Source organism: Pseudoalteromonas amylolytica (genome assembly GCF_001854605.1).
Taxonomy (GTDB): domain Bacteria; phylum Pseudomonadota; class Gammaproteobacteria; order Enterobacterales; family Alteromonadaceae; genus Pseudoalteromonas; species Pseudoalteromonas amylolytica.
Map to the genome: position 1 here is coordinate 1 of NZ_MKJU01000030.1, position 22,348 is coordinate 22,348.

Sequence of the window (22,348 nt, forward strand, 5' to 3'; positions counted from 1 at the left end):
GCGGTTCGCTTAGCAATCGCGTTTGGCGCTGCTTCTACGGCTGCGTTTTCTGCGAATACGTTCGCGGCCGAAGGTGAACAGAAAGTAGAGCGTATCGAAGTTACTGGTTCTGCAATCAAAAGAACTGACTTAGAAGGTGCATTACCTCTAGACGTAATCGATGCGTCAGCAATCGCAAAATCAGGTGTAACAAGTGTTCCTGATCTAATCGCTAACCTTCCTGCGATGCAGGGTTTCACAGCTGCTGGTGAGTCAGTAGGTGGTGGCGGTGGCGGTATCCAAACTGCTTCACTAAGAAACTTAGGTTCTGAATACACGCTAGTTCTTCTTAATGGTCGTCGTATGGTATCTGCTGACTCAGGCGGTACAATCGACCTTAACTCAATTCCTCTAGCGGCTATTAAGCGCGTTGAAATCCTAAAAGATGGTGCATCTGCACTATATGGTTCTGACGCTATCGCAGGTGTTGTTAACTTCATCCTTAAAGATGACGTACAAAGCACAACTATCAGCGCTCGCTATGACAAGCCAAAAGATACTTCAAGCTCAAACTTCTCAATCACGACTGGTTTCGGTGATTTGAGTGTTGATGGTTTCAACATCACAGCTGCATACAGCCGCGATGAGCAAGATAACCTACGTTCTGTTGACCGTGATTTTGCAAAAACTGGTTTCGTTCAATTTGAACACTCAGGTCAAGACCTACTAGCAGTTGCTGGTTCTTCAAGTGCTATCCCTGGTAACGCGTATGTAAGCTATAACAGACGTGATGAGAACGGCGAACTAATGTTCGATGAAGATGGTAACAACATCAGAAGCACTTATTCATTCAACCCGTACAAATTGAACAACAACGATACTTGTCACACTACAAGTGCACCGTCTGGCGCACGTGCGTGTCAGTTTGACTACACAAGTACTTTGGAAATCCAACCAGAGTCTGAGCGTGACAATATCTTCGTTCAAGGTGTTGCAACTGTAAATGATACGACTGAAGTATACGCGAATGCTTCATGGTCAAAATTCGAAATGATCACACGTATCGCGCCATACCCAACAGGTATTCCTCTAGCTATTGACTCAGAACTAGCGCAAAAATACGTTATTCCTCATACACCGCAAGCTATTTTAGATGATATGGTTGGTATCAGTGCTCGCTGGCGTGTACTTCCAGGCGGTAACCGTACTGATGAGTGGAATACAACAACTAGCCAAATCACAGCGGGTATCCGTGGTGAAATCTCTGAGTGGAATTATGACCTAGCGGTAACTCGCGGTGACTCAGAGCGTGAGCAAAACCGTCTAACGGGTTATCCTAAGCAAGAAGAGTTTCTAGCTCTACTTAACTCTGGTGAAATCGATATCTTCGCAGCGCCTGAAGATTTAACTGATGAAGAAAATGCAGCGGTAGCAGCAACTATGTTTAACGGTCTTTGGGAAAAGACTGAAACTTCAATGACTTCAATTGATGGTAAGATCTCAGGTGCAATCGCTGATTTAGACGCAGGTAGCGTATACCTAGGTGTTGGTTTTGATTACCGTACATCTGAGTACTCTCGCTTTAACGGCGAAGGTAACAACGACAAGGTAGTATTGTACGAGTCAGTATCTCCTGAGTATGACCTAGAGCGCGAAAACTACGGTGCATTTGCAGAATTGATTGTTCCAGTTCTAGAAAACCTTGAAGTAACGGGGTCAATCCGTTACGACAACATCGGTGAAGTTACTGATTCACTTCGTGAAGGCAACAAAACAGTTAACGATAGCGAAAACGATACAACTTATAAGTTGAGCCTATCTTACCGCCCAACAGACGAGCTATTGCTACGTGCTTCAATGGGTACTGGCTTCAAGATGGCTACCATGCGTCAAATCGCTGAGCCTCGTGTAGAGTTTGGTGTAACAGCTGCACCTTACGACTGTCCACTAGCATCAGGTCACCCACTGAAATCAGCATGTCACTCAGACAAACTTCAGTATGACGTATACCGTGAAGGTAACGCGGCACTGAAGCCAGAAACTTCTGAGCAGTATACATTCGGTTTCGTATGGGCTGGTGACACAGGTACAAGTGTATCTGTTGACTACTGGAACATTGACATGGAGAACGAGGTTCGTCGTCTAACTCAGAACCAAATCTTCTTCAACCCAGCGACTTATAACCACTTATTCACGACTAAGTATGATGAGAGCTTGAAAAAAGACGTTCTAGCTATCGTTCAAGCAGCGGATAACGTTGGTAAGTCAACGACTACAGGTATCGACTGGAGCATCAACTTAACGAACGAACTATCTTTCGGTACGTTGAAGACTGGTATCATGGGTACTTACCTAATCGAGTCTGAAAACCTACGTGTTGGTGAAGACAATGTATGGGATTCAAGCCTAGGTAAAGTTGGTCCAGATGAAGCAGTTGCATTCCGTAACATCATCAACATCAACAACTCATTCACTCACGGTGACTTCACTCATGACTTGAACATCAAGGCTCGTAGCGGTTACACAGATGCAGCTGCTGATGTAAACTTCACAGTTTACAGATCTGACTTGAGCGAGACAGTTGATGGAAGCCTTATCCAGAAGCACATTCCGGTATACTTCACTGTTGATTACCGCTTGTCATATGCTTACGGCGACAATGCAAACGTAACATTCGGTATTAAGAACCTATTAGACAAAGAGCCGCCATTTACTCTAAATGCCGCTGCTGGTCACCAAGTAGGTTACGATCCACGTTACGCAGACCCGTACGGTCGTACTTTCTACATTCAAGCTGACTACACTTTCTAAGTTAGTTTGATGTAATAACAATTCGAAACCCCACTTTATGTGGGGTTTTTTGTGGAGGGCGTGCTGCATTCAACAGTCTACTTTCAATAAACACTAAGTTTTTGTTACTCGTTCATCTTGGTGGTTTAATATTGTCGAGGAGCTATAGAAAATAGCAATGCTAGAAACATTGAATAAGGTCGATAAAGCTTAGGGAGGATAGGTTGTTAGCCAGCATACACTGACTAACTAATTAGAAAGCGTTGGTGCTTGTAATGCACCATAAGGCGCTTAACACCAAAAATTTATTAGGCGATAGTTTCTTGGTTAGAACCTATAGCTTATACCTACTGCAAGTGAGCTGGTATCTAAGTCGCCCATATCCATATATTGCCAGCCAATATTTAAAGCAATCCCGTTGTCCCAGTCGTATTGCCAACCAGCTTCGGCAAACAGTCCCATACCGTCATCTTCTTTGAGCTTTTTGCTATTTTGAGCGATTTCATAGTCGTAAAGCTGTGCCCCTAGTTTGCCGTAAAAGTGGCTATTGTCGGTTATTTTGTATTGGCCTTTGGCGGCTACGACAAAGTTATTGTAATCCAACTTATTGGCGTCCAATTCAAACAGCAGATTGTCGTTTCGGTTACAAACAAACTTATCATTGGTGATGTCTTTACAGTCCCAGTCATCAGCCTCGCTACCACCATTTAGACCCAATTCTAAGGCCCATATAGAATCAAACTGGTAGTTGTAATAAACATAGAGCGAACCAACACCATCACCATCCTGACTTGAGCTTTTATACTCTGCAGCGCCCCCTTGTAACTGGGCACCGATACGATGGGTTTCGTTATGTTGTTTTGCTTGGGTGGTAAAGCTGATTGCACTAAGTAGCGCAAGAGAGATAATCGAATGTGTTTTCATATTTTACAATTCCTGTTTGTTTAAGTTACAAAGCAGTGTAGAGATAAGGCTTGTGAGAGTCTGTTGTGGGTTTGTGAGGGGCTGTGGGAGTGTGTCAGAAAATGTAAAGAGCTGTATTAAGTTGGACTATTTAAGATACAAAGAATGTGCTTTGGCATTTAAGAATATCCCTATCCCATATAAGGTTAAACCGCCAGCAATACCAGCACATAGGATGTGATGTACTATCAAATGAGATGCGATAAAGGCTGGTATGTCTTGCAGGCCATCTAGGAGTGTGAACTTGGCAATAAGCAAACCATAAGCGGACAAATGCGTGAATGTTGCTATTTTGAACGCGCGAGCAAAATGCTTATGTTGATAGGCAGGCATATTGAAAAAGGCAAACTTGATCAATATCAGGGCTGAGATTGAAATTATTAAGCTAGCAACACCTAGCCCCAGTAATGATGTTTTGATTGTCGCTGCGAGTAAAATGTAAGCGAATACTTGCATGAATGCCTGACCTTGTAGATTTGAGTTTGGATTGTAAGGAATGGGGGGATTTTGTCTAGCAGTTCATTTCAGTAGACATAGAAAATAAAAGTTGATTAGTACATTTTTTGAATTGACTTATTTCCCTGATTTGATACAACTATAGATTCATTATTCTTTTGAATTCTTATACTTTCATGACTCAATTAACGCATCTGACAAACCTGATAACATGGCAACGAAATAACGTTGTTGTGCGCGTGTTTGTGCTCTGCGGTTAATTATTTTTTCTAACCGCGATGATAAAAGCGGTTAGCCCCCAAGTTTTTCTCCCTTTTATCGTCCAAACTGACAAGGATATAGATTATGCCCGTTCAGGCATCCTATTTGTTTGTGATCTTAGTGTGGTCAACGACTCCACTGGGGATCGTTTGGAGCAGTGAAACAATTGCACCAACATTGAGTGTTTTAATGCGTATGTCGATTGCACTAATACTTGCTGGGCTGGTTGTTGCAATAGGTAATATTCGTGTGCCTTGGCATCGACGTGCTTGTACGCTTTATATGTACTCAGCCTTAGGTATTTTTGGTGGTATGCTGTTGAGCTATATCGCTGCGCAAACCGTGCCATCAGGTGTGATCTCCCTAATATTCGGGATAGCCCCCATACTTTCTGGATTGCTTGCTCAAAAGCTGCTCGGTGAAGCTAAATTTACACCCATTAAAGTATTTGCTTTGCTACTGGCACTGTGTGGTTTGTACTTGATATGTGCTGCACAGATCCAGCAATTGGACTTAGCGCCAATGGGCTTATGCTTAGTTTTTTTGGCGGTATGTTGCTTTAGTCTCAGCGGAGTGCTTATTAAACGTGTTAAAGTTGCGATTCATCCAATGGCAACGACTTTCGGGGCATTGTTATTTGTAACCCCTATGTTTGCGCTTGTATGGTGGATTGTTGATGGCACCTTGGCGATTGAGCAATGGCAAATGAAGTCGGTTTGGTCAACTGTATATTTGGGGGTGGTTGGTTCACTACTTGGGTTTTTAGCTTACTTTCATGTTTTGCAAAAACTGCCCGCAAGCACTGTGGCGCTTACGACATTAATTACACCTGGGTTTGCTATCGCTTTGGGAGCATGGCTCAATAATGAGGTGATAACTGGCAGCTTGCTGCTTGGTGCGGTAATTATTATTTCGAGTTTGGCGTTGTTCCAATTTGGTGAGCAGCTTAAATGGTTCACACCGCAATGTGATCAAGCCAAAAGCGATAGGTAGATGAAAAGCATATGAACACTTTATACATTACTGGGGCGGGAGTCAGCGCACAAAGTGGCATCCCCACCTTTAGGGGAGAAGATGGATTTTGGACTATCGGTAGCCGTAATTATACACCGAAGCAAATGGCTACTCGAGCAATGTATGAACATAACCCTGGTGAGTTTTTAAGTTGGTACTATAAGCGCTTTGTTACTTATCGTGATCACGGCCCAAATGAGGTGCACGCTTGGTTAGCTGACAAAACATTGATAACTCAAAACATTGATGGGTTAGACGCTAAAGCGGGAAATATGAATTATATCTCGGTACACGGACGCATAGATAAAGTGACTTTGTTTCACAACCAAGGTGACCCTGTATCACTAGAGCCTGCACCTTGGCACGAGGTGGATGAAAATAACCTTAAAGCGTCGCTATTGGATATTTTTAAAATTGGACAATTTGGCCCTCAGCTCAATGAATCGCTCAAGTCCTATGTATTGCTCTTTGATGAGTATTATACCGATTTATATAATATCAGTCGTGCCCAAGAGATGATGATGGCAGCAGATAAAATCGTTTTTATCGGCACGTCTTTTAGTGTCAATATCACACAAATAGCACTTGAAATAGCCCGGTATAACCAAATTGAAGTTGAGGTGGTTGACCCTGAGCCGGCGCACATCGTGTACGATAAAGTGACCTACTATGCGATGCCTGCATCACAATATATTAAACGCTAACTAAGTGTTTATTGTGAGCCCACGAGGGTCATTACTTCTTCGTTGGCGCATTCAAACGCCGCCCCGAGTAGTAAAATACGGTGATTGTTGCTGTCTAATTTTGCAAAGTTAGTGCTTTTTTTCAAATGCTTACAGATCTGCACCAAAGTACTTGCCTGACTGTTTTGCTGTTTGATTTGCGCCTCCAGTAAAGCAAGCGCAGCGGTCAGCTCATGGGCTGGCAGTGTGTCAAAACAGGGGTTATAGGCTAAGTAGCATTCCATCGGCATCAGTTGTTGATTGTTTTTACATGCCAGTGCCTTCGCCAGAGATTCATTCCGCTCAAACAGCATGAGTGAACGAATGTAGTTAAAAGGTGGTGGCGTAGGGTGTGAATGCCCTAGCAGTGCATGTAGTATGGTATTACCATGTTCATTTTGTTGATCAAAGCCTTCGCTGGCACTTAGAGCAGGTGTAAAAAATGTTAGCTTATCTAGATCGTTAATACCTGCAATCAGCGGTTTGGGAATGGGCTTCTTTTCAAATAGTGTGCTAACCAAATCTTGAAAAAACTGATAAAGCGACTGATCACTCTGGGCCTGTTGATACAAGTATTTGAGTTGGGCAATGTTATCACTGCTGTTGCTTTGCTGATAAAACTCAACGAGTGCTTGCGCATCTTGATGTTTGATGAGTTCTACCAACTTTATAACCGATTCTTGCTGACCCATTCTATTGTCACCGCACTATGATTCGTTAGCTTCAGTGTAGAATAAAATGTTTTAAAAAGGGAGACTTATAAACGCTCTTGTGGTTGATGTATTGCTTGAGGCATAACGCGTGTTCTACAAAAACTCAGTGCGCAAAGATAAAAACCACGATGTTTGTTCTTTAAGTATTTTGTAACGATATGCTGTTTGGAATAAAACTATTCGCTTTTCTCATTTGTTCACTACACTTAAAGCTTGGATCGCCCAAAGAGTAGTCATATGTTTGATGATGATTCAATTTTATTTAGCGGTGAAGAAGAGCCTGAAGACATTGTCGTAAAACCCCCATGGAAAGTGCTGATAGTGGATGATGAGGAGGATATTCACCAAATATCGAAGCTAGTTTTGGCACAAATGAAGTTTGATGGTCGTGGTATTACATTCCTACATGCCTACAGTGGTCAGCAGGCCAAAGAAGTATTGAATGAACATGACGATATCGCGCTGATTTTACTTGATGTTGTGATGGAAACCGCCGAAGCGGGGTTGGACTTTGCCAAGTATGTACGCCAAAGTGCCCAAAATGCCAAGGTCAGGATCATTTTACGAACTGGCCAGCCGGGTATGGCGCCAGAGTCTGACATCACCCGAGATTATGATATCAATGATTATAAGACCAAAACAGAACTAACCAGCAGTAAACTCAAAGCCGCAGTGATAGTTGCCCTGCGCACCTATCAGCACTTAGAAAAGGCGGAACATGTACAGTCGGGGTTAGACAAAATCATTCGCTGTACTAATTCATTGCTTGGGGACTGTGAACTGGTTGAATTTGAAGTCAAAGCATTTCAATCTATCGTGGAAACTCTGCCTTTAAGCCAACAGTTTGAACCTAGCCCCGTCACTGTGTTTATCGTACAACTAGATGTCCAAGCAGACAAATTGGATGTGGTGTTACCACAAGGAGAGTTGTTAGAAATTCCAAAACATATACTAGATGTATTTATTGGTAGTTTCGACACACATTTTTACCGCAGTGTGGTCATGGAGAACTTTGCGATTTTATATGCGGGGGACAGGCAAGATGGTGTGCCTGTATTTGCCGTCGCCCAGTACCTTAATACCATTGATGAACAAGAAGAGCTATTACTGCTAAACCTCGGGCAAAATATAGAAATAGCGTGGCGCAATGCCAAATTGCAGCTTAGGTTGAGCGATAGCAATACTGATTTAGAAAATCAAGTTGCCGAGCGCACGGCCGAGCTGACCAAAGCAAGAGAGCGGGCGGAGCAGGCAAATCTAGCAAAGTCTATGTTTTTATCCAATATGAGCCATGAGATACGTACACCACTGAATGCTATTTTAGGGTTTGCTCAGCTTATGGAAAGAGCAAAGGATTTGTCTCAAAGCCACAAGCAAACGATGAGCAAAATCATCAGGGCAGGGCATCACCTCCTTGATATTATTAATGATGTACTGGATATTTCGAAGATTGAAGCGGGGTCTATGCAACTCAACTCCGGTGATTTTGAACTCAGTGGCTTACTTGAAGACCTCAGTAGCATGTTTAAGCTCAAATGTGAGCAAAAGCAATTGGCATGGCGTTTGGAAAATAATGTTCATGGCAAAATTGCTGTACACGGTGATCAGGGAAAGCTACGACAAATATTGATCAACTTATTAGGAAATGCAGTTAAATTTACAGATAGCGGCGAAGTTAGGTTGGTACATTCACAAAGCGATGATGACATCTATCATTTTGAAGTACACGACACCGGACCGGGTATATCTAAGCAGGAGTTGAGTAATTTATTCACCAGCTTCACACAGGGCAGTGCGGGTGTGGAAAAAGGTGGAACTGGGCTTGGGCTGTGTATTTCGAGCAAGCAGGTAGCGCTTCTGGGCGGTAAGCTTAACGTATCCTCTGAACAAGGTGAGGGAAGCTGTTTTTCTTTTAGTATCCAACTGCCACCCGCTAAAATGGATATCAACCAGCGAAAAACAACAGAGCTCACTCAGCTGTCATTGCGCGCTGGTAAAAAACTGCGTGCACTGTGTGTGGATGATGTTGCCTATAATCGAGAAATATTAGGCCAAACGTTACTGTCCTGTGGTATTGAGGTTGAATATGCTGAAGACGGCAGCCAGGCGCTTGAGAAAATAAAACATCAGCCATTTGATATTGTTTTCCTAGATTTGTTGATGCCAGTAATGCGGGGTGATGAAGCAGTGCAAATCATTCGCAATGATCTAAAGCTCAGCGATTTAAAATGCGTAGCCATTTCTGCGTTTAGTTTGCATCACGAGGTACAGCATTACTTAAGCATTGGTTTTGACGAATTTATTGGCAAGCCTTATACCATAGAGCAGATATTTGACTCGCTTGTGCGCTTTTTTCCTGAACACTTTGAGTCAAGTGAGCTTGATAGTGCACAGGCACAAGCTAATCAGCAGGTTAAGAGTATAGAGCTATCTGACTTTACCTTACCAAAAGCTCAACGAGCGCAGTTGCTGTCGTGCGCACAGATCAATGGCACCTCGAAAATTAAACAAATATTGCAGGAAATAGAGCAACAGCAACCAAATAACAAGCAACTTACTCAATATTTAGCTAACTTTATAAGTAAGTTTGATATGGCGGGGTTGATCGCCGCACTGGACGAGGTGCAAGATGAATGATGATTTGGCGTCTCTCAACAATTGCAAGATATTGATAGTCGATGATAAAGCTGAAAACCTAGAACTGCTTACGGGTTTTTTAGAAGCGCAGGGATATGAAGTCGCTTTTGCTACCTCAGGTAAAGAGGCTATTAATATCGCCACTATTTTTTTACCACACCTAATATTACTAGACGTGATGATGCCGGGGATTGACGGGTTTGAGACCTGTAGACGACTCAAGTCGCTTGACAAGGTTAAAGATGTGCCCGTGATTTTTGTTACCGGTAAAGCTGAATTAAGCGATATTGTAGAGGCGTTTAATGTGGGGGCGGTCGATTATGTCACCAAACCGATTCGACAGGAAGAATTGTTAGCGCGGGTGTCAACCCATTTGCAGTTACAGGCGCTGATAAACTTACGAGATGAGTTGATTTCCACACTTCGCGATAAAACACTAGAGCTTGAGAAATTATCTAAACTCAAAGAACAACAGCTTGAGGCATCTCAGCAATTTAGCCATTTAGGTGAGCTGGTGGGGGAGCTCACGCACGAGCTTGGTACACCGCTCAGTGTGATAAGCACAGCAATCACACATTTGGATGATAAGCAGCGGGAGTTAAACCAGAAAGTTCAACAGCAAACCTTGGCTAAGAGTGATTTACAGGCATTTATTGATAATTCAGCGCAAAGCTATGACATTGTACTTTCAAACTTAAGTAACGCAATGAATCTTATAAACAGTTTTAAGCATATTGTCGTGGGAGAGTTTAGCGGTGCCATCACAGAGTTTAATTTATTAGATTATTTATATGATATTCAAAGAGTTCTACACCCCAAACTCAAACGCTTACCCCATGAGGTACAAATTACTTGTCCAACGGCTTTACAGATCACATCTGACGCTGGGGCGCTGTCACAAATATTGATTAACCTGATTAACAATGCCCTCATTCACGCATTTTCGCAAAGCACTGCGGGTCACATTTATATCGATGTGAGTCATCAAAACCAACAAATTACGTTAAGCATTAAAGATGATGGACGAGGCATGGACACTGATAGGCTAAATAAGATATTTGATAAATACTTTTCCACTCGCATTGGCCAAGGTGGTAGCGGACTTGGATTATATATAGTGAAAAACTTGGTAGAGAAGAGCTTGCAGGGTCATATAGAGGTCAGCAGCCAAATTGGAAAAGGAACGCATTTTTGTATCACCTTACCTCAACACATGGCTGTGAATGAACAAAGTTAGCTAGAGTCATATTTTTTGTTTGGTTACTGACGTAGCCCACAGAAGTAGCAATTAGGTAGTAAAAGCTTTAAGCACTCACTCCTAAAGATTCTCATCGTGTAGATAAAAATAACTCACTAGTCAGTGGGGTATTTTAGTTTTATAAATCGCGCAGTGCTTAGTTGCACGATGCTGTGATGTGTCAACAAAGCGTAATAGATACGTCACGATTAATGACTCTAATGATTAGGAATTATCATGTTAAAAACTTTGATTGTGGTTGAATCTGAGCAAACCGCAGCTGAGTTTGGTTTAGCCAATGTGCTAAGTTTTGAACAATACCTGCAAGATTACCCAAAGCGTGATGAACCGAAAACACGCATCATCAATCTTTGTGATACTGGGCAATATTTGAGCAAGGGCTATTATTGTTCACTGTTGGCGGAAGCGCGTAAGCATGTCGTGTTGCCGACGGTGAAAACCATTAATGCATTGCGCACGGAACATTTAGACTTTTCTTTAACGGCAGCTCAGCGAAAAGCGCTTGAACAAAAACCCCAGTGGGTGTTTTTTGGACAAACTGACGTTGTAGCATTAGAGGTTGTGGCCGCGACTTTGTACAAGCGTTTTGCGGCACCGTTATTATGTATTCGTTTAATGACTGAAAATCGTCTGATTGTGGAGCAAGGCTCAATCACTCAGTTAGATGAAGCGCAAAAATCATACTTATTTAGCGCGATGGCGAAGTTGAGTGAATCTGTTTGGCGACTCGGTAATAAGCAGCAACATGCTCGTTGGGAAATGGCGATTTTGGTTGACCCACAAGAGCCTTCACCGCCAAGTGATGACGATGCGATTGCTAAGTTTGTGAAAGCGGCTCGTAAAAATGGCATTCATGCACAGGTGAAAACCATTCACACCCTTGATGATATCAATCAATATGACGCGTTATTTATTCGCCAAACAACCGCCATTGATCATGTAACTTATCGGCTAGCGAGTAAGGCGGAGGGTGCAGGTGTGGTGGTGATGGATGATGCAACATCCATTTTACGTTGCTGCAACAAAGTGTATTTGCATGATGCGTTTAGTTACAACAAAGTACCGACATTGAAGACTCAGGTTGTCAGTGATGCGAGCGAGCACACTCTCATGCAGTTAGAGCAGCTATTTAGTTACCCCATGGTGTTAAAGATGCCAGAAGGCTCATTTTCTCGTGGTGTTTACAAAGTTAAAGAGCGCCAACAGCTTATAGAGCGATTGGAAGAGCTATTGGCAGAGAGTGCGCTGGTACTTGTGCAAGAGTATTTATATACCGATTTTGACTGGCGTATTGGGGTACTTAATGGTCGGGCAATTTATGCTTGTCGCTACCACATGGCTAGAAATCACTGGCAAATATATAACCACGATTCGAAACGCTTTAGTTCTGGTGGCTTTGAAACACTGCCGACCTTTGAAGTGCCAAGAGCGGTACTATCCGCTGCACTAAAGGCTTGTAAGGTCATTGGTAATGGTTTATATGGGGTTGATATTAAAGAAGTAAATGGCAAGGCCTATGTTATTGAGGTGAATGACAACCCAAGCATAGATCATAAAGTAGAGGATGCCTATTTAGGCAATGAGTTGTATATGCTGATCATGGCAGAATTTGTTAGGCGCTTAGAGGCGAGAGGGAAATATGAATAGCAACGCGGTTACGCTGCGTTTTGCCAATTCAGACGATTTAGCGCAACTGGCTAAAATAGAGCAAAGTTGTTTTAGTAACGATAGGTTGAGTGTGCGTAGTTTAAGGCACTGGGTAGGCGCTAAGCATGGCTTATTTTTAGTCGCATGTTGTGATGATGCGGTCGTCGCCTACGCACTGGTGTGGTGTTTAAAGGGCACGCGCTTGGCTCGACTGTATTCACTGGCAGTGTTGCCAGCTTATCGTGGTCAAGGGATTGCACAGCTGTTGCTTAGTGAACTTGAGTTGCTTACACAACGCCGTGGCCGAGCATATCTACGATTAGAAGTGTCGGCTTTAAATAAAGCCGCAATATCACTGTATAAAAGTCTGGGCTATCAAGTGTTTGGTGCCTATAGCGATTATTATGGAGATGGTAGCGAAGCGTTACGTATGCAAAAGCGGGTGGCCAGATTTGACGGTAAGGGCATACAGCTACAGGTGCCTTGGTACAAACAGACCACAGATTTTACCTGTGGCCCTGCTGCATTGATGATGGCGATGCACAGTCTTGACTCTGAGCAGCCTCTAACACAAGTGCAAGAGTTGGCGATTTGGCGCGAAGCAACCACTATCTTTATGACCAGTGGTCATGGTGGTTGCCATCCAATTGGTTTGGCGTTGTCGGCCATTAACAGAGGTTTTAATGCCCAGGTATTCTTAACTCAGCTGACCCCACTGTTTTTGGAGGGAGTGAGAAGTGATGATAAAAAACAAGTGATGAGCGTTGTCCATCAAGAATTTGTGTCACAGGCAGATGCTCTGGGTTGTCAGCTTAATGATAAACCTTTGGAGTTAGAGCAGCTGCATAAGCTACTGAAGTGCAACCATAGGGTACTGATGTTAATTAGCACCTATCGTTTAGATGGAAAAAAGGCACCACATTGGGTGTGCGTGACAGCAATCGATGATCATTGTGTATACGTGCACGACCCCGAATTGGACTCATCTCAGCAGTCCATTGACTGTCAACACGTCCCCATTGGCCTTGAAGAATTCAACAAAATGGCCACGTTTGGTAAAAACCGTTTACGATCGTCCATCGCGATTGCAATGTAATTCTGTGGCTGGTCGAGTATAGTACCAGCCTACAGCAAACCCACATCCGCATAAAAACCAAAGCAAGCTTGCCAGTAGTGAAAACCCCGTGGTTTGTTGCCAATAGATGACACTCAATGGCACAGCTGCCAGCCCCCTTAAGGTACAAAGTATTGCTAACGTGAGTAAAGCCAGCCTTTGTAATGGTATGGCCCGAATGATGTTTGCACCAGCGAGTGCATAAATGCCACATAGTAAAAATAATAAAGATATAAAAACACTCGCCACCGGCGCAAGCCATGTCCCTTGTATTGCAGACTCAATAATGACTGGAGGAGCGAGCTGTGAGCGATAACATTGCTCGCCTAAATATATACAACTGAGGTGCGCCAAAGCGGTGATGGTTGCCATAGCGGCGCAAAATAGCAGACAGTACTTAACTAACTTTGGCAAACCATAGGCCCTTTCTGGTTGTAACTTGTACATGTATAGTGGCTATAGTACGGATAACAAAGATTAATCACAATGACAGAATATACATACCCAACCATTCTTATCACCGGTGCTTCTAAAGGGGTCGGTGCGGCCTGTGCTCATGCTTACGCAAACGCTTACCCACAAGGAGTGAATCTGGTGCTGGTGGCAAGGAACTTAGCGCCTCTTGAACAGGTAAAAATGCAATTAGCCAGCTATACAAATTGTCAAGTTTTGCTCGTTCAAGCAGATGTTGCCTCATTAGGAGATTGCGAGCGTATTATCGCGCAAACCGTCGAGCAGTTTAACAACATCAATGTATTGGTCAATAACGCTGGGCTGCATCATCGTGGTGAGTTTTGCAAGTTGCATGCTCAGCAAGTGGCTGCGATGGTTGATGTTAACTTACGAGCACCATTAGTATTAACGTCGCTTGTCCTAGAACATATGCAAGCGGATGGGCCCAATGCAGTGGTGATGGTTGGCTCGCTTGCTGGACTTACACCGTTACAGGGGGCGGCCACATACAGTGGTACTAAAGCAGGTCTAAGGGCTTTCACGTATGCCTTACATGACGAGTTTGCTAGTCAGCATACAAATATTGCAGTGGTGTCTCCAGGCCCAATCGACACGGGTTTTATTATGGATGAAATTGATCAAGTTGAAGACATTGTTTATTCACAGCCCATGAGCAGTGCTGAGCAAGTTGCTGATGCGGTCGTCCGATTGAGCCAATCCGATAAAACAGAGATAGCCATGCCAAAAGCCAGTGGTAAACTGGCAACATTCAGTTATCTATTTCCTCGTTTTCGCCGTAGTGTCAGAGGGTTACTTTATCGCATTGGTGCCAAGAACAAAGCGAAGTATCGCCAAATGCAGCGCAAATAAGACCTGAATTCATGGTTTGTTCAATAAATCTACTAGCCAGTTTCTAAATTCTGAAATTCTTTCTCTGCGTGGTGAGTCTGGATTGAATAGAAAGCTGTAACGTACGCTGGGTTCGCAACTGATGTCGAAAGGTTGTACTAGCAAGCCTTGTTCTAGATAATGCTTGGCTTGCATTGGCGAGCCCAAACATACTCCATGTCCTGTTATTACTGCCCCTAACGCAAAATCCATGTTGCTGACTTCTAACCACTGACTGTTGTCACTACAACGTGAAATACCCGCTTTATTAAACCAATTTTGCCAATAGTCATTGTAGGTGTAATACACCAACTGACAATGCGCCATGTTGGCTATATCGTTCAGCTTGGCTTGTTGGGCGAAGGTGGGGGAGCAAAGAGGAACCAATTGTTCCTCTAGGATAACCTCCTGTTCCAGGCCGGGAAATTGCGAATGACCATAGCGAATAGCGACATCTACTTCGGTATGGCGGATATCTTCAACAGCGGGTGAAACAAGTACACGAACGGCAATGTGGGGGTAGGCTTGCGCAAAGCGCCACATATTGGGGATTAAGATCATCGAGGCGAACGATTGGGTTGTGGTGACCGTGAGTACTCCCTCCAAAGGCTCACAACTTATCTGCTTTACGCTGGCAGCAATACTTTCAAAGCTATCAGAAAGAGCTTGTGCAAGTTGCTTTCCTTGTGAAGTCGGTTGCATGGCACGACCCTGTCGATAAAACAGCTTTCGGCCAAGATGTGATTCTAACAGTCTAATTTGCTGGCTTACTGCGGCTTGTGTCACGTACAGCTCTTGGGCAGCTAAACTATAACTTTGGTGGCGCGCAGCCGCTTCTACATAACGCAGTGCAGTAAAATGATTTAATTCTTTATACATAAGCTAATCTTATAGTTGATGTTAAAAATCATCGTTCGAGAGAATGTTCTTTTTTGTCAATAATGACATGGTTTGATAATCACAGGAAATAGCAATATGACTCAGGAATCACATAAAGAACATGAAAGGAGCGCAGGTTCAGCGAACAATGTAGAGCAAGTTAAACATAAACAACTGATGCCATTGTTAACTTTAATTGCTCAGAAATTACAACTTGGCCAAGCGATAAAGACAAAATAATTATTAGTTGAAATTTATCAGCTGTAAGGCTGAAGTTTCCATGGATGTGGCTTGGTTAAAATAAATTCAAGCTTTCACATTTGGTGCACTTTTACTTGCCAATGTTTCACTGGAATCATATTAAGGTTTGGAGTGACACTATGAACAACGTAAAGTTTGCACGGGTAATAGTGCTGACAGCAGTTTTGAGCGCATTACAAGTATCAGCATTGGAAGCTAAGCCAAAGCCTAAGCATCCACCAAGGCAGCAACAAATCGCATCGCCATTAGACCTAGAGCTTTCAGCCTTGGCAGCACAGCATGGCCTAACGGGGCGTGTTGAGGGGGCGCAGCAGCTGCCCAGAATTTCAGATCCTATTGCACAGTTAGGCATGCAGCTGTTTTTTACCAAGGCACTCGGTGGTGAAAAGACAGTAGCATGCGCCAGTTGTCATGACCCTCGACTAGGTGGTGCGGATGGGCTGTCATTGCCAATTGGCACGAATGCGGTTGACAGTGATGTTGTAGGCCCCGGTCGTCAGGCTATCAATGATGAGATAAATATTCCACGCAACTCACCGACGATTTTTAACAGTGGGTTTGCCTCACATGCTTTATTTTGGGATGGCCGTGTGGAGCGTGTTGTTACCACCGATGAACAAGGTAATGAAATTAGCTTTATCAGTACGCCTGATTCTGGTTTTAATCAACCGGACGAACAGGCGGGTAATACTTTGGTGAGCACCTTGGCACGTTTTCCTGTCACATCACGAGAAGAAATGCGAGGCCAAGCCTTTGAGACGGCAACCACCAATGATCAAGTGCGTGCTCATCTAGCCGAGCGTATTGGTGATTACGGCTCTGAGCAGGGGAGCCTCCCGACTAACGATTGGTTACAAGCATTTCGCGAAGCATTCAATTCACAGGACGATGCACAATCGCTGATCACATTTGATAATATTGCTTTTGCGTTGGGACAGTACCAGTCTTCATTTGTAATGGTTGATACGGATTGGCATCGTTATGTGCGAGGAGACTTAAACGCGTTGACAGAGCAACAAAAGCAAGGTGCTAAGTTATTTTTCACTCAGATCTCCGATGGGGGCGCTGGATGTGTAAATTGTCACAGCGGTGAAAGATTTACCAACGACGGCTTTTTCAATTTAGCATTTCCGCAATATGGTATTGGTACTGATGAAAACCATGCTGACATCGGTCGTGCAGCCATTGATCCTCAGCCTCGCAACCAGTTTGCATTTCGAGTACCGAGCTTGATCAATGTTGCTTTGACTGCACCCTATAGCCATGCTGGAGCATATGAAAGCCTAGCGCAGGTGGTTAGTCATTATTCGAACCCCGAGCAAACCGTGGAGCAATTTTTCCAAAGTGGTGGCGCTTGTGGGTTAAAGCAGTTTGCCTTGAGCGCACAGTGTGAGACACTCAATCAACACTCAAGAGAGAACACCGATGCGGCCTTGAGCTTGTTGCGCACTTCGCCATTTGTGGCGGCAAATTTAGCGCCACAACAGCAGCAAGACTTAGTCGCATTTTTACATGCGCTAACAGACAAGTGTGCCAAAGACAGGGAGTGTGTGAGACGTTGGATCCCAAATCGTCATACACCAGACCCTGACAATTTGCGCTTGCGTGCGCCGCGCAGAACGGGCGGATAACCAAACATTATGAAACTGACCATTCGTGTCAAACTGTTGTTACTTATTTTGATAGCTAATACCGCTTTGGTATTAGCTATTTATGCAGCAAACAAACTTGCGTTTGAAAAAAGTTTTTCTACATACATCGAAAATACCTCTAGAGTGCAGCTACAGGAAGTGATAGCCAAAGTTGCGCAAACTTATGAAAAGCATGGCTCCCTTGCATGGGTTTATCGAGGGTCAGACGATTGGGAAAGCCTTGTGCGTTTTTATTATGAGCAATCAAGGCTCTCTGGAGATGGCTTTGAGAGCCATGAAGGACGGCGGCCTCCACCACCAAGGAAAGAAACTCGCCCTCCTAGGCCACGTCGTCACGATGAAGGGCATGGTCCGAGACCACGTGCTGATGAAGAGTTTAGCCGTCGATCAGAGCACCGCCCACCGCCACCTAGGGCGGGAAACCGTCGTTTGTTACTCAAAGACGCTGATGGTCAATTATTGATGGGCAGTGCGGAAAATACCAAAAACACGTTTTGGTTCCCAGTTTACAAAACTGATCATCTAAATGACCCCAAACAGGAGCAAGTGATTGCCTATTTGGGCGTAGAGGGCAGTGCGTTGATCCGCAACGAGTTTGATCTGCTTTTTGCAAAGCAACAGCAACAGCAGTTTATTATAATCGCGTTGATTGCTTTGTTAGTTACTGTGGTATTGGCTGTGCCATTTAGTAAATATATGGTCAAACCTATTGTACAATTAAGGCGTAACGCGAAGGTGCTGACTCAAGGGGACTACAGTGCCCAAGTTGATATCAGCAGCAAAGATGAACTCGGTCTGTTAGCGCGAGATATGAACCGTTTGGCAGATACCTTGGCGCAAAATCAAGTGGCCAGACAACAATGGATAGCAGATATTTCCCATGAATTGCGTACACCAATCGCGGTTATTCGTGCCGAGTTGGAAGCGATGATTGATGGCATTATTGACAGTACACCCGAGCAATTAATGTCGCTACATGAAGAAATCCAAAGGCTGACTCGGTTGGTGGATGACTTACACCAATTATCGTTATCCGATCGTGGCGCACTAACTTATCATATGGCGACACACAATTTACACGATATTCTGTCGCGTACATTTGCGAAAAGTCGCCATCAAATAGATACCAAGCACCTAGTATGCTCATTCCAATGTAATGAAGACTTGGCTCTTGATTGCGATGAACAACGCTTAGGACAACTGTTTGATAACTTATTGCAAAACACCTTGCGCTATACTGACTCGTCATTACAACACCCCGGAACGCTAGACGTTAGGGTCACTCAGCATAATGGTGAAACAAAAATATGCTGGCAAGATAGTGCGCCAGGCGTATCTTCCGGTCAACTTGAGAAGCTGTTTGACAGGTTATATCGTGTGGAAGGGGCGCGCAGTCGTGAGGCTGGTGGCTCGGGTTTAGGGCTGGCTATTTGCCAAAGTATTGTGTCGGCACACAATGGTCAAATCAGTGCAGACTTGAGTGAACAGGGCGGTCTCGCTATTATGATCACATTGAGGCATTAAGTGGACACAATGTGTGGCAAACAAACATATTTTAATTGTAGAAGACGAGCCAAAACTGGCCGATATTCTAGCTAAATACCTGGCGCAGGAAGAGTTTACTAGCCATTGTGTGCTTGATGGCGCTTTGGCAGAAGAAGCATTTAAACAACAGCAACCTGCGTTGATTCTACTGGACTTAATGTTGCCCAATGTGGATGGTATTGAGATCTGCAAACGAATTAGAGCCTATTCTAATGTGCCTATTGTGATGATCACCGCTCGGGTCGAAGAGGTTGATAGATTGCTAGGCTTAGAAATTGGCGCAGATGATTATATTTGTAAGCCCTATAGCCCCAAAGAGGTCGTTGCGCGTGTTAAAGCAATACTGAGGCGTGTAGCGCTGAATCAAAAAGGGCAAATATCCGAGTTGGAAAGTAAACTAAAATTGGATGAAGAAACCCTTTTTGCCTCATTTTTAAGTGCGAAAGTGGCATTAACACATGTCGAGTTTATGTTGCTCAAAGCAATGTATGGTCATCCGAGCCGCATTTATAGCCGAGATGCACTGATGGATCAAATTTATGAAGACAGCCATATTGTCAGCGATCGAACCATAGACAGTCATATCAAAAAAATTCGCAAAAAACTGCACAGTATCGCACCTGAGCATGAGTTTATTCACTCTATCTATGGAGCGGGTTACAAGTTTGAAGCGCAGAATAATTAGCGAGGCGAGCTGAGCAGCTTAGTGCTGGCAAGAGTTACATATCGACTCGAAAGCTAACGTCGGTGATGTTGTCTTGGATTGCGTTGTGAGTATTGCTGGTGTAGCATTTCGCAATATTAGCGCAAAAAATGTCCGATACTGGGTTTTGTTGGTTATTAGCTCTGACCAAAACCACATCTGCAATGGGTAAGATTGGCAGGCTTTTGTCGCTAAGCACGCTTAAGCTTCCTTTGCTCAATACCGACATCGCGCCAATCGCAAAACCATTGCGCACAATGCCGCGTTGCGCACTGGCACTGCCACTACAAGCGATGATGGTAAACTCACGATTGAGTTTATGTAACCCTTCAATGGCAGCTTGATGAAAACGGCAATCCCTCTGGAAAATAGCAATTGGCAAAGGTTGTTTGTTGTGCGCATCACATTTGGGGTTGTACACCCACACGCCTTGAGTTGATTCGAGCAAGTAACCTTCCTCAGAATCTGATGAGCGAGTGATGATGGCTAAGTCTAGATGGCCGCTATCGATCATAATTTTAACTCTATTACTGGGTGTACAGGTTATTTGTAAATCTAGATTTGGCCATTGCTGATGAAGTAATTGAACAACTTTAGGTAAAACAGACTCAGCGTAGTCATCTGGGCAGCCTAGACGAAGCAACGTGCTAGGCTTAACAGCGTTCATTTGTGCCAAGGTTTCATCGTGTAATTGCAATAGTTGTTTAGCGTAGCGCGCAAATATTTGCCCATCGTAAGAGAGATTAAGTAAACGACCTTGTTTTTGAAACAATGATTTATTTAAGTCTTGCTCTAGCTTTTTCATTTGCATGCTGATGGCTGATTGTGTGCGATTCACTTGTTTGGCGGCACGGGTAAAACTGCCAGTTTCAACAAACGCCAAAAAACTTCTCAATGCATCAATGTCCAAAAATTGCTCCAACCTATCAGTAATGCTTATAGGTTATATCAAAATTATCCGTTAGTCAGAACTGTTTTTATTGGGTTTAATTGCGTGACATCGCACGCTAAGGAGACATAAAAATGCAGTTATATATAGGTAATAAAAACTATTCATCATGGTCACTAAGAGCATGGTTAATGCTTGAAAAAAATGGCATAAAGTTCGAAGAAATTAAACTTCCACTAGCAACGCCTGCATTTTATGAAGCGTTAAAGGCGGTGACACCTAGCCTTAAAGTTCCCAGTATTATTGACAACGACATTCATGTTTGGGACTCATTGGCTATTTGCGAGTATATCAACGATGTTTATTTGTCTGGTCGTGCGTGGCCTGAGTCAATGGGTCAAAAGACAAAGGCTCGAGCGGTAGCATGCGAAATGCACTCTGGATTTGGCGCCTTACGCAATGAAATGCCGATGAATATTCGGGCCAAGCGCAGCTTAACGATAAGCGATGCCTGCAAAAAGGACATCGCTAGAATAGAGCAGATTTGGGCTGAGCAGATGAAAGATTATGCAGACGAAGGAGGTTGGTTGTTTGGCGATTGGTCAATCGCAGATGCGATGTTTGCGCCTGTGGTGATGCGCTTTCAAACATATGGCATAGTTGTAAGTTCGCAGGCTCGCCTTTACATGGATAAGGTGCTTAGTTGCTCGGTGTTGGGTAAGTGGATAGACGAAGCCTTACAAGAAACTGACATCGTTACAATAGATGAAGCTGGAACAGAACTTGAGTAGGAAGCACAATGAAAACAATAGGTTTATTAGGGGGCATGAGCTGGGAGTCTACCGCTACATATTATCGATTGATAAATGAAGGTGTGAAAGCCAATCTTGGTGGACTTAATAGCGCTAAAATCGTGCTTCATAGTGTTAATTTTGCAGAAATAGAGGCGCTGCAACGTACAGGCGATTGGCAAACATGTGCTCAGATATTAGGGCAAGCTGCCGCAGGGCTGGAGCGTGCTGGTGCCGAGTGTATTGTAATTTGCACCAATACGATGCATAAAGTGGTCCCACAGCTCACAAAATATGTGTCTGTGCCCATTATACATGTTGCGGATGTGGTCGCGCAGACACTAAAGGCACGGAGCGTTGAACGCGTCGCACTGCTTGGTACGCGTTTTACCATGTCAGAGCCATTCTATGCTGAGCATTTAAGCAAGCACGCTTTAGAGGTGATTGTCCCAAATCAAGACGAGCAGAAAATGGTGGATGGTGTCATTTATCAAGAGTTATGTGTTGGGCATATTAATCCAAGTTCAAAGCAACAATACCTAACGTTGATAAATGCATTACATAAAAGAGGTGCTCAGGCGGTAATACTCGGATGCACAGAGATAGGTTTGCTTATCAATCAACGAGATTGTGAACTGACGTTATTTGACACAACACAAATACATGCACAAGCGGCTGTAAGCTTTGCCTGTGACAATAGCTAGCGCCCCTTACTTGCTTTTATGTTGCTAAG

20 protein-coding genes are annotated in these 22,348 nt (G+C 43.8%); 14 read left to right on the forward strand and 6 right to left on the reverse strand.

The annotated features are described in order from the left end of the window. The coding region (locus BET10_RS15880; RefSeq protein ID WP_070983663.1) for a TonB-dependent receptor at window positions 1-2,790 on the forward strand (2,790 nt) is incomplete at its 5' end. 306 nt (window positions 2,791-3,096) lie between these two features. Here the strand turns inward: BET10_RS15880 and BET10_RS15885 are convergent. Together BET10_RS15885 and BET10_RS15890 are read right to left on the reverse strand one after the other, a co-directional pair. After that, entirely contained in the window at window positions 3,097-3,693 is a 597-nt protein-coding gene (locus tag BET10_RS15885) for a porin family protein (RefSeq protein ID WP_070986577.1), read from the reverse strand. Window positions 3,694-3,819: 126 nt separating this feature from the next. Beyond that, the gene (locus tag BET10_RS15890) at window positions 3,820-4,188 is read right to left on the reverse strand and encodes a hypothetical protein (RefSeq protein ID WP_070986578.1); all 369 of its coding nucleotides are present in this window, start codon (window positions 4,186-4,188) and stop codon (window positions 3,820-3,822) included. 345 nt (window positions 4,189-4,533) lie between these two features. On the opposite strand from BET10_RS15890, the gene BET10_RS15895 reads away from it, so the two are divergent. Together BET10_RS15895 and BET10_RS15900 are read left to right on the forward strand one after the other, a co-directional pair. Next, entirely contained in the window at window positions 4,534-5,442 is a 909-nt protein-coding gene (locus tag BET10_RS15895) for a DMT family transporter (RefSeq protein WP_070986579.1), read from the forward strand. Between the two features lie 11 nt (window positions 5,443-5,453). Then, window positions 5,454-6,167 (forward strand): SIR2 family NAD-dependent protein deacylase, encoded by a 714-nt coding sequence (locus BET10_RS15900; RefSeq protein ID WP_070986580.1) that lies wholly within the window; start codon window positions 5,454-5,456, stop codon window positions 6,165-6,167. Between the two features lie 8 nt (window positions 6,168-6,175). Here BET10_RS15900 and BET10_RS15905 read toward each other — a convergent pair whose 3' ends face one another. Then, window positions 6,176-6,877: a hypothetical protein gene (locus tag BET10_RS15905; protein WP_070986581.1), complete on the reverse strand. Its 702-nt coding sequence runs from the start codon at window positions 6,875-6,877 to the stop codon at window positions 6,176-6,178. Window positions 6,878-7,135: 258 nt separating this feature from the next. On the opposite strand from BET10_RS15905, the gene BET10_RS15910 reads away from it, so the two are divergent. From BET10_RS15910 to BET10_RS15925, 4 genes are all read left to right on the forward strand, one after another. Next, the gene (locus BET10_RS15910; RefSeq protein ID WP_070986582.1) at window positions 7,136-9,535 is read left to right on the forward strand and encodes a response regulator; all 2,400 of its coding nucleotides are present in this window, start codon (window positions 7,136-7,138) and stop codon (window positions 9,533-9,535) included. Beyond that, window positions 9,528-10,772 carry a sensor histidine kinase gene (locus BET10_RS15915; RefSeq protein ID WP_070986583.1) on the forward strand — a complete coding sequence of 415 codons (1,245 nt, stop codon included), beginning with the start codon at window positions 9,528-9,530 and terminating at the stop codon, window positions 10,770-10,772. Before BET10_RS15910 ends, BET10_RS15915 begins: the two co-directional genes overlap by 8 nt. 237 nt (window positions 10,773-11,009) lie before the next feature. Beyond that, a complete protein-coding gene (locus tag BET10_RS15920; protein ID WP_070986584.1) occupies window positions 11,010-12,440 on the forward strand; it encodes a RimK family protein in 1,431 nt (476 codons plus the stop codon). Next, on the forward strand, window positions 12,433-13,536 hold the full coding sequence (locus BET10_RS15925; RefSeq protein ID WP_070986585.1) for a GNAT family N-acetyltransferase/peptidase C39 family protein: 1,104 nt from the start codon (window positions 12,433-12,435) through the stop codon (window positions 13,534-13,536). Before BET10_RS15920 ends, BET10_RS15925 begins: the two co-directional genes overlap by 8 nt. Here BET10_RS15925 and BET10_RS15930 read toward each other — a convergent pair. Beyond that, a complete protein-coding gene (locus BET10_RS15930) occupies window positions 13,507-14,001 on the reverse strand; it encodes a hypothetical protein (RefSeq protein WP_083330580.1) in 495 nt (164 codons plus the stop codon). The two genes, BET10_RS15925 and BET10_RS15930, sit on opposite strands and share 30 nt — an antisense overlap. Before the next feature lie 39 nt (window positions 14,002-14,040). On the opposite strand from BET10_RS15930, the gene BET10_RS15935 reads away from it, so the two are divergent. Continuing rightward, the gene (locus BET10_RS15935; protein WP_070986586.1) at window positions 14,041-14,877 is read left to right on the forward strand and encodes an SDR family NAD(P)-dependent oxidoreductase; all 837 of its coding nucleotides are present in this window, start codon (window positions 14,041-14,043) and stop codon (window positions 14,875-14,877) included. A gap of 9 nt (window positions 14,878-14,886) precedes the next feature. On the opposite strand, the gene BET10_RS15940 is transcribed toward BET10_RS15935, so the two are convergent. Next, window positions 14,887-15,774, reverse strand: coding sequence for a LysR substrate-binding domain-containing protein (locus BET10_RS15940; RefSeq protein ID WP_070986587.1), 888 nt, complete (start codon window positions 15,772-15,774; stop codon window positions 14,887-14,889). A gap of 96 nt (window positions 15,775-15,870) precedes the next feature. Between BET10_RS15940 and BET10_RS21525 the strand changes: the two genes are divergently transcribed. From BET10_RS21525 to BET10_RS15955, 4 genes are all read left to right on the forward strand, one after another. Next, window positions 15,871-16,014 carry a hypothetical protein gene (locus BET10_RS21525; RefSeq protein WP_170829167.1) on the forward strand — a complete coding sequence of 48 codons (144 nt, stop codon included), beginning with the start codon at window positions 15,871-15,873 and terminating at the stop codon, window positions 16,012-16,014. A gap of 140 nt (window positions 16,015-16,154) precedes the next feature. Beyond that, window positions 16,155-17,666, forward strand: a complete 1,512-nt coding sequence (locus tag BET10_RS15945; protein ID WP_070986588.1) for a cytochrome-c peroxidase — start codon at window positions 16,155-16,157, stop codon at window positions 17,664-17,666. Window positions 17,667-17,675: 9 nt separating this feature from the next. After that, on the forward strand, window positions 17,676-19,211 hold the full coding sequence (locus BET10_RS15950) for an ATP-binding protein (RefSeq protein WP_070986589.1): 1,536 nt from the start codon (window positions 17,676-17,678) through the stop codon (window positions 19,209-19,211). A gap of 13 nt (window positions 19,212-19,224) precedes the next feature. Beyond that, window positions 19,225-19,917 carry a response regulator gene (locus tag BET10_RS15955; protein WP_070986590.1) on the forward strand — a complete coding sequence of 231 codons (693 nt, stop codon included), beginning with the start codon at window positions 19,225-19,227 and terminating at the stop codon, window positions 19,915-19,917. 34 nt (window positions 19,918-19,951) lie between these two features. Here the strand turns inward: BET10_RS15955 and BET10_RS15960 are convergent, their stop codons facing one another. Then, entirely contained in the window at window positions 19,952-20,845 is an 894-nt protein-coding gene (locus BET10_RS15960) for a LysR family transcriptional regulator (RefSeq protein ID WP_083330581.1), read from the reverse strand. 113 nt (window positions 20,846-20,958) lie between these two features. Between BET10_RS15960 and BET10_RS15965 the strand changes: the two genes are divergently transcribed. Together BET10_RS15965 and BET10_RS15970 are read left to right on the forward strand one after the other, a co-directional pair. Then, window positions 20,959-21,615: a glutathione S-transferase family protein gene (locus BET10_RS15965; RefSeq protein WP_070986591.1), complete on the forward strand. Its 657-nt coding sequence runs from the start codon at window positions 20,959-20,961 to the stop codon at window positions 21,613-21,615. Between the two features lie 8 nt (window positions 21,616-21,623). Then, window positions 21,624-22,319 carry an aspartate/glutamate racemase family protein gene (locus BET10_RS15970; protein WP_070986592.1) on the forward strand — a complete coding sequence of 232 codons (696 nt, stop codon included), beginning with the start codon at window positions 21,624-21,626 and terminating at the stop codon, window positions 22,317-22,319. The last annotated feature ends 29 nt before the right edge of the window (window positions 22,320-22,348 follow it).

Coding starts and splice junctions, on each gene's coding strand:
- BET10_RS15885 (WP_070986577.1), bottom strand. CDS start 3,693: ATGAAAACACATTCGATTATCTCTCTTGCGCTACTTAGTGCAATCAGC.
- BET10_RS15890 (WP_070986578.1), bottom strand. CDS start 4,188: ATGCAAGTATTCGCTTACATTTTACTCGCAGCGACAATCAAAACATCA.
- BET10_RS15895 (WP_070986579.1), top strand. CDS start 4,534: ATGCCCGTTCAGGCATCCTATTTGTTTGTGATCTTAGTGTGGTCAACG.
- BET10_RS15900 (WP_070986580.1), top strand. CDS start 5,454: ATGAACACTTTATACATTACTGGGGCGGGAGTCAGCGCACAAAGTGGC.
- BET10_RS15905 (WP_070986581.1), bottom strand. CDS start 6,877: ATGGGTCAGCAAGAATCGGTTATAAAGTTGGTAGAACTCATCAAACAT.
- BET10_RS15910 (WP_070986582.1), top strand. CDS start 7,136: ATGTTTGATGATGATTCAATTTTATTTAGCGGTGAAGAAGAGCCTGAA.
- BET10_RS15915 (WP_070986583.1), top strand. CDS start 9,528: ATGAATGATGATTTGGCGTCTCTCAACAATTGCAAGATATTGATAGTC.
- BET10_RS15920 (WP_070986584.1), top strand. CDS start 11,010: ATGTTAAAAACTTTGATTGTGGTTGAATCTGAGCAAACCGCAGCTGAG.
- BET10_RS15925 (WP_070986585.1), top strand. CDS start 12,433: ATGAATAGCAACGCGGTTACGCTGCGTTTTGCCAATTCAGACGATTTA.
- BET10_RS15930 (WP_083330580.1), bottom strand. CDS start 14,001: ATGTACAAGTTACAACCAGAAAGGGCCTATGGTTTGCCAAAGTTAGTT.
- BET10_RS15935 (WP_070986586.1), top strand. CDS start 14,041: ATGACAGAATATACATACCCAACCATTCTTATCACCGGTGCTTCTAAA.
- BET10_RS15940 (WP_070986587.1), bottom strand. CDS start 15,774: ATGTATAAAGAATTAAATCATTTTACTGCACTGCGTTATGTAGAAGCG.
- BET10_RS21525 (WP_170829167.1), top strand. CDS start 15,871: ATGACTCAGGAATCACATAAAGAACATGAAAGGAGCGCAGGTTCAGCG.
- BET10_RS15945 (WP_070986588.1), top strand. CDS start 16,155: ATGAACAACGTAAAGTTTGCACGGGTAATAGTGCTGACAGCAGTTTTG.
- BET10_RS15950 (WP_070986589.1), top strand. CDS start 17,676: ATGAAACTGACCATTCGTGTCAAACTGTTGTTACTTATTTTGATAGCT.
- BET10_RS15965 (WP_070986591.1), top strand. CDS start 20,959: ATGCAGTTATATATAGGTAATAAAAACTATTCATCATGGTCACTAAGA.
- BET10_RS15970 (WP_070986592.1), top strand. CDS start 21,624: ATGAAAACAATAGGTTTATTAGGGGGCATGAGCTGGGAGTCTACCGCT.